Source organism: Streptomyces sp. NPDC044061, assembly GCF_056434305.1.
Window position 1 is genome coordinate 1 of record NZ_JBWKFL010000113.1, and the last position, 7,496, is coordinate 7,496.

The 7,496-nt window shown below is 64.3% G+C and carries 4 protein-coding genes and 1 pseudogene; 3 read left to right on the top strand and 2 right to left on the bottom strand.

Annotated features, from left to right (window positions below; translation table 11 throughout):
* A pseudogene (locus AC07CM_RS49805) lies at positions 1 to 180 on the bottom strand (sugar ABC transporter permease); the annotation flags it as partial.
* Positions 173 to 1,270, bottom strand: a complete 1,098-nt coding sequence (locus AC07CM_RS49810; RefSeq protein WP_478883192.1) for an ABC transporter substrate-binding protein — start codon at positions 1,268 to 1,270, stop codon at positions 173 to 175. The gene AC07CM_RS49810 and the pseudogene AC07CM_RS49805, both read right to left, overlap by 8 nt.
* 677 nt (positions 1,271 to 1,947) lie before the next feature.
* On the opposite strand from AC07CM_RS49810, the gene AC07CM_RS49815 reads away from it, so the two are divergent.
* From AC07CM_RS49815 to AC07CM_RS49825, 3 genes are all read left to right on the top strand, one after another.
* Positions 1,948 to 2,778, top strand: a complete 831-nt coding sequence (locus tag AC07CM_RS49815; protein ID WP_478883193.1) for an IclR family transcriptional regulator — start codon at positions 1,948 to 1,950, stop codon at positions 2,776 to 2,778.
* Between the two features lie 1,764 nt (positions 2,779 to 4,542).
* Positions 4,543 to 5,538: an enolase C-terminal domain-like protein gene (locus AC07CM_RS49820; protein ID WP_478883194.1), complete on the top strand. Its 996-nt coding sequence runs from the start codon at positions 4,543 to 4,545 to the stop codon at positions 5,536 to 5,538.
* Positions 5,539 to 5,737: 199 nt separating this feature from the next.
* A complete protein-coding gene (locus AC07CM_RS49825) occupies positions 5,738 to 7,345 on the top strand; it encodes a thiamine pyrophosphate-dependent enzyme (protein WP_478883195.1) in 1,608 nt (535 codons plus the stop codon).
* Positions 7,346 to 7,496: the final 151 nt, after the last annotated feature.

The window sequence follows — 7,496 nt, forward strand, 5'->3', positions numbered from 1 at the left end:
GAAGTTCTTCACCACCGGATAGGCAAAGAACAAGGCCAGGTACACAACAGCGGGCAACAGGAACAGCCACCGGAACAAGCTCTCCCGGCCCCGCCGTCGCAGATTGGCCGATTCCGCGGAGCGGATCGCTGGCCGGCTCATGGTCGTCGTCATCGGCTCCGCCATTGCCTGCTCAGCCATTGCTTTGGGCCTGCTGGAGCGCCTCCGAGGGCGAGGCCTTGCCAGCCAGCGCCGCCTGGATAGCCGTGTAAATCTTGGCCTCGGCCTTGGGCCAGTCCACGCCGAGCTCGCCGGTACGGGCGCGTGCCGACTTCAGCAGGTCCGTGAAGACGGCGAGCTGGGGATTCTCAACGGAGAACTGAGAAGCAAGCCTCGTCTTGGACGGAACGTAGCCCCAGGCCTTCGCGATGGAGAGCTGCACCTCGTCACTATTCATACACTCGACGACCTTTGCGGCCTTGGCCTGCCTGGCGTTGTTACCGGTCCGCGGAACCGTCCACATCTCGCCACCCAGCGGTGCGACCGCCGTGTCCGAGGCCGACTTCATGGGGATCTTGACCACTCCGTAGTGGAGGCTGGAGACCTTATCGAGCTCCGGGACCTCCCACGACCCGTTGACCATCATCGCAGCCTTGCCCGCCATGAACTGGTCCGCCACGTCTCCCTGCTGCCAGTTCAGTACGCCCGACGACGCCGACCCGGACTTTACGAGGTCCGTCCAGAGCTGAAGGGCCTCTGCGGTCTGGGGCGTGTCGATGTTCTTCTCATCGCCGCCGTTGCTCCACATGAACGGCAGAAACTGCCACGTGCCGACGAACGTCGCGGGGGCACTGAATGCCACTCCGAATTGGCTGCCCGTGGTGAGCTTCGCGGCTGCGGCCTTCAACTCATCCCACGTGCTGGGCGGCTGGACGCCGGCCTTCGCGAGAAGGTCCTTGTTGTAGAACAGGGCGAGCGTGTCGACCGCCGGGGCCAGGGCGTAAACCTTGCCGTTGTACGTGCCGTTCTGGAGCACGCCCCGCGCGAAGCCGCCCGTGCTGATGTTGAAGTCACTCAGCGGGACGAGCGCCCCCGTCGCCGCGATCTGCTGGACGTTCGCGTCTCTGAGCATGAGAACGTCCGGGAGCGTCTTCGACGACACCTGCTGGAGGACCTTCGAGGGGTATGAGGCGCTCGGGGCCATCTGGCGGTCAAGCGTGACGCCCGCCTTGGCCGTGCAATTACTGAGGGCATCGACGACCGGGCCGCTGTCGCTGGTGTAGTAGTCCATCTCGGAGATCTTTGTGACTGACCGACTACTGGACCCGTTCGTACTCCCACTGCAGCCGGTCAGGACCGCGAGGGCCGCGAGGGCCAGACCGGCGCGGGCGATGGTTGAGGCTCGCTTCATTGGGTCCTCTCCTTGGCGATGCGTATCGACGATGTGCATCGACACGTGTCGTGGTTGCTATTGCTGGTTTCTCTGGAGGTGAACCCGTCGGCGCTTGGCGCGCAGACGGGTGGCGCTTTTCCGGCGCTTGAAGACCGGCCTGATGAGCTCCAGTGCCGCATGAGGCCTGGACGTGAAACCGGGAATGTCGCGGATTGCGGTCCCTGGCAGTGCAACTCGGTGACGATCTCGCCCATGAGTAGGACGTCATAGGAGTCGGTAGACCATCCGAAGAGAAGAGCCGGGCCAGACCTGCCGGGTCGTGGGACAGTCCGCATCCGATCCAGGTACGTCCGGACCTCTTCCGCCTGGATGCCGTCGGTCCGGATTAGGGCAGCGTCCGGTAGGACAGAGAGCAGGGACGATACGAACCGAGGCCGCCCAATTTGTGCGGGAGAAGGTGCTGTGCGGAAGCGGTGAGGAGAGGGGCCATGGCGCCACGCCGTTCCATTATGTAGAATGGCTTGCCGCCTAACAGAATGGTGATCAGACGCTAAGCGTGGGACGGGAGCGCGTCAATGGGCAGAACCAGAACCACCGATGAAAGCTCCCGGGCCCTCCATGGACAGGAGGCGGCGCTGCCTTACCGCAGGGGCCGGGCCTCGGACGCGGGCAACGCCACCGAGAAGGCACTGAACCTCCTGGAGGCCGCGGCATTCGGAGCCCCACGACGTCTCGGTGAAATCGCGGCGGACGCGGGCGTTCCCAAGGCCAGCGCCCACCGAATCCTGCAGACCCTGGTGACCAACGGCTTCCTGGCCTCAGACGGTGCCGGCAGCTACGCGCCCGGCCCCCGCCTCCATGCCCTCGCCGCCCGTATAGGGGCGGCGGCCATCGATGACGACATGTCCATCAACGCGGAACTGGGCGCCCTACGCGAACTCACCGGTCAGACAGTGCATGTGGCCATGCACAGCGGTCACAGCATCACTTACACCCACAAGCTGACCGGTTTCCACGCCGTCCAGATGGCCTGCCGCATCGGCATGCAGATGCCAATGCACTCCACCGCTATCGGCAAGTGTGTCCTGTCCGGCCTGACCCCTGCGGCCCTCGATGACTACCTTCGCCGCGTCGGACTGCCGTCGCAAACGGAGCGTACCCTCACCGAACCCAACCAGTTGCGTGCCGAGTTGGAGCGAGTACGCCGCCAGGACTTCGCCCTCGACGACGAGGAGAACGAGAAGACGATCCGCTGCCTGGCCGCCCCCCTGCGAACGAGGGCAGGCACCATCATTGGCGGCGTCAGCGTATCCACCGTCGCATTCCTCGTCCCGCGCGATCAGCTACTGACGTGGACCGACTCAGTAAGGCATTCCGCAGCCAGGATCTCGGCCCAGCTCGGCTGAGAACCGTCGACGCCGACCTGTCGCTGTCTCAGGATGGTTCTGACCTGCTCGATTGACATGCGCTGCAGCATGGATGGTGGGCACGAGCGTGTACCGGTTCGTGGTATCGCAGCTCGCACGTCGCATGGCAGGCACAGTGTCCGCGAGTCGATCACATAACAGACCGCGGCGTTAAGCACCGTTCGTTGAGTGGTTCGTGGCAGAACTGGTCGAGCGGCTGGTTCCTGACGAGTTGTGGGTGTCGCTCCGGCGGGTGGTGCCGCCGACGGAGATCAAGCGTCCGCAGGGCGGCGGTCGAAGTCGTGCGGGTGACTGATAGGCCCTGGCCGCGATCATCTTCATAGCCAGTCCCGGCTGCACTTGGCGGCAGCTGCCACGGTCTTCGGTCCTGCATGGCCTACCATCTACCGAGGCTTTGCTCAGTGGAGCCGTGGATCGCGTCTAGGCTCGGCTGCACCGAGTCCTCCTCGACGAGCTGGGTGGTCGAGGCGACTTGGACTGGTCGCGGTGCCCAATCGACTCCGTCAGCATGAAAGCGGCAAAGAGGGGGCCACTGACTGTGACCCACCGCAGTACGCCCGTGCCGGCACCCGCTGGTGTCTTTTGAAGGTGGCGCAGCGATCCGTTGGAGGACCAGTTCCTGGTGCAGTTTCAAGTGGTGAGCAGGCCGAACCACCATCGCTCGACCTGGCTGATCCATGAGGGGTCGGTCGGGGTGAAGTGGACGTGGAAGCGGGGTGCTTGCCCAGCCACGTCTTGATTCCGGGTGCCACCGATACCCAACGCACCAATCTTGAAATGAGGGTGACCACCCATCACATCCAATGCTTGGAGGCGCCGGCTCCTGCCCGTGGAGGGGCCGAGAGCTTTCGCCGGTGGTTCTGGTTCTAACCATTGACACGCTCCTGTTGCACGCTTAGCGTGATCGCCGTTCCGTTAGGCAATACCTCATTCCACGTACTGGAACGGCATCGCCATGGACCCTCTCCTCACCACTTCCGCACACGCCTGCTCCGCGCGCGGCGCTCACCACACGCCGTCGTGGACCATACCCACGACCTATTGGGGCGGAATGTCGTGTCATCAAGCTGACCACGTGAGGTCTCCCCGTATCACTTGCCGCCGGGGCGAGCAATGGCCGCCCAGTGCGGCTCCGTTTCTGTAATCAGTAGGACCGAGGCGATGCGCGGCGGCCCTCGACGGGTTTCACAGATTAAGAGGAGCCGACAAAGCCGGTCACTGCGATGCGCGCCGGTTCATCTCCGGTGGGGATGGGCGACATCGGAATCGAGCAGTTCATCGCCGAGGGCTCGATGGACGACGTGAGCACAACAGCTTGCGCCAAATTTTGGGGGAGATGGAGGAGTCTCGCAGTGGTCGACGGCGGCAGCGCGTGGGCCATCCGCACGAAAGTGCTGGTTCCGCTGGTAATCCCACAGTGCTACTACATGGCTGGCCTTCTCTCTGGAACGGTGAAAAGTTGAGGTGCGGGTTGCTTATAGTGCCTCGTTGCGTACTAAAAGACCTGAGCGAAAGGCAACAACTATGAAGATTGCTAGCGGGAGTTCCCGGATTGCCAGGATCGAGTGGGGCGTGCTTGAGGGAACACGGCCGCGCCCGCTCGGAAAGACCTCCTATGGGTCCGACTGGGGCGCCACCATTTGTGTGCCGCTCGCCCGGGTCACCACCACCGACGGGGCACAGGGCATCGGGCCGACGTGTAATTCGTGGTGGGCGACGTCCTCGGAATATCGGTCCCGATTGATGGACCTCGCCTACCAGGCCGTCGGCCTGCCCGTCGAGACCCTCTTCTCGACAGAAGCGGGTACGCGGGAAGCCTGGATTGCCCTCGACTACCCGTTGTGGGACCTGGCCGGCGTCCAGGCAAAGATGGCGGTCTACGAACTGGTTGGTGCTGGCGCGGTGACCTCCAGCCTAGAACCCCTCACCGTGGCTTGCTACGACACATCATTCTTCTTCGACGAGCTCTTGCCGGATGCCGACGGCGCGACCGACGCCCGCGGAGCGGAAGTGGTGGCAGCCGAAGCCGCCGCTTCGTACGCGGCAGGTCATCGGGCCTTCAAGATCAAGGTGGGAAGAGGAGCACGGTGGATGAACCCCGCCGCAGGCCTCGACCGTGACGTAGCCGTCATGAAGGCTGTCCGGGAGGCGATCGGGCCAGACTGCGTGCTGCTAGCGGATGCCAACAACGGTTTTACGCTGAACACAGCCCAGGAGTTCCTGGACCGAACGGCTGATCTGGGGCTCGGTTGGCTGGAGGAGCCCTTTCACGAGCGTGAGGCACTGCTCGAAGCGCTGCGCGCCTGGATCGAGCATGCGGGCCTGCGCGTCGAGCTAGCCGATGGGGAAAGCGCAACCCTCGATAAGGGTTGCCAGCTGGCTGAACGAGGTCTCCTCGACGTCGTCCAGGCGGACATCTTGGATGCCTCGTTCAGCCGTTGGCGTCGAGCAGGGGCCAGCCTGGACGCCATGGGTGCAGGCAGCGCCCCCCATCACTTCGGGCAGTATCTCGGCAACTACGTCTCGGGGCACCTCGCTGGGGCGTTCAACGGCTTCCGGTATGTCGAGTGGGACCCAGCCCGCGTGCCCGGCCTCGAGGCACCTGGCTACCGCTTCGCCGAGGGCTGTCTGACTCTGGCATCCGCGCCCGGATTCGGCATCGAGGTCGACGAGGAGACTTACCGTAGGGCGGTGGACGCCGGGGGGTTCGATATCAGGATCGTGGGAGGGGCCAGGTAGGCATTCGATTGATCGCGTGCCTCGGCTATCCGGCACTTCGGGCTCCCGCCGCAGTGCTTCACGGCTGTGACAGCCCACGACTACCAGTGGTCGGCCGCACGCTGTTCGACTCGTCAGGCACAACAAAACTCCGGCAACACCGCGAGATGGAAAGGTTGCGGAAGGGAACGAGATGTCACCGAGTAGGGCTTTGGCGAACATGAACACACCCGAAATGCGTCTCGGTGGCCATGCGGTCGTCGAACAGCTGATGGCACATGGGGTCACCAGGGTCTTCGGTGTCCCAGGCGAGAGCTACCTCGCTGTTCTCGACGGTCTTTACGAACACCGAGACGAGCTCGAGATGATTGTTGCCCGCCAGGAGGGCGGTGCCGCGATGATGGCCGCGGCCCACGGCCGGCTGACCGGACGCCCGGGCATCTGCTTTGTCACCCGAGGTCCGGGAGCGACGAACGCGAGCATCGGTGTGCACGTCGCCTCGCAAGATGCCAGCCCGATGGTGCTGTTCGTCGGTCAGGTGCCGTTACGCAGTCGGGGCAACAGGGACTTTCAGGAGATCGACTACTCGGCGATGTTCGGTACGCTGGCCAAGGAAGTCATCGAGATCAACTTGGCCGACCGGATTCCTGATCTCGTGGCGCGCGCCCTGCGTACCGCAGTGTCCGGCGAGCCTGGGCCGGTGGTTGTGGTCTTGCCGGAGGATGTTCTCAGCGAGCACACTGATGTGCCCGTAGTCCCTCACCGGCACCCTGCCCGGTCGTACCCGCACCGGACAGACACCGACCGAGTCGCGGAACTGCTCCGGACGGCCAACTTCCCGGTGATCGTTGCGGGGAGATGCGGCTGGACTGCAGAGGCGCGGGACCGCCTGCGCTCGTTAGCTGAGTCATCGGCAGTGCCGGTCGTGACGGCCGTCCGTTGCCAGGACGTAATCGACAACGACTCGACGGCCTACGTGGGAACGCTCGGTCTGCGGACAACTCCGGGTCTGGAACAGCGAATTGCGAAGGCTGACGTCGTGGTGCTGCTCGGCACCCGGCCAGACGCTCTCACCATGGCGGACGTCCGGTTCGGCGGTGATCCAGGAAGCGCTCCCGTGGTCGTGCACGTATACCCGGACGCCGACGCGATCGGACGTGTCCACCCCACCGATGTCGGCGTCGTCAGCGCTCCGGACGCCTTCCTAGCGGCACTGCCGGACGACCTCGGTCGTACCCCGACACGGGAAGCGTGGTGTGCAGCGTTGCGGCGCCAAATCGACGAAGAGGACCTCAGACCCGTAGGCGAGCAGGGCGGGGAAATGATGAGCGTCTTCGACAAGCACGTGCCCCACGACGTCATCCTGACGACGGGGGCGGGCAACTACACAGCCTGGCCGCAGCGATACCACCGCTTCACCAGTTTCCCGTCGCAGGTCGCGACGCAGAGCGGTGCGATGGGTTACGGCGTCCCGGCGGCCATTGCGGCGGCGCTCGCGCACCCGGACCGCCGAGTGGTGAGCTTCGCCGGAGACGGCTGCTTCCTCATGACCGGCCAGGAACTCGCGACCATCACACGGTACGGACTCGACATCCTCGTCGTCGTCGTGAACAACTCCCGCTATGGGACCATTCGCGACCACCAGGAGCGCCGATATCCGGGACGCGTGAGCGGCACTGAACTGACCAATCCTGATTTCGTTCAGCTGGCGCAGTCATTCGGAGCGCATGCGGTGCGGGTTTCTGATGCCCAGGAGTTCTCACATGCGCTCGGCGAGCTGATCGGCCTTTCCGGCCTCCGTCTGATCGAGATCTCTCTAGTCCGGTAGGGGGGAGAACCGGGTGGCTAGGTCGAAGTCCGACCAATACAGCGATCGGCGTGGGTGGGTGGTTGTGGGGGCGGTCATGGTGCTGTGGGGCGGGTTTAAACGGGCGTAACACTTGCGACGGAAGTAGGAACCAGTGACCTACCCAGACATC

Excerpts from the sequence above, each read along its gene's own strand:
- AC07CM_RS49810 (WP_478883192.1), bottom strand. The coding sequence starts at position 1,270 with ATGGACTACTACACCAGCGACAGCGGCCCGGTCGTCGATGCCCTCAGT.
- AC07CM_RS49815 (WP_478883193.1), top strand. The coding sequence starts at position 1,948 with ATGGGCAGAACCAGAACCACCGATGAAAGCTCCCGGGCCCTCCATGGA.
- AC07CM_RS49820 (WP_478883194.1), top strand. The coding sequence starts at position 4,543 with ATGGACCTCGCCTACCAGGCCGTCGGCCTGCCCGTCGAGACCCTCTTC.
- AC07CM_RS49825 (WP_478883195.1), top strand. The coding sequence starts at position 5,738 with ATGAACACACCCGAAATGCGTCTCGGTGGCCATGCGGTCGTCGAACAG.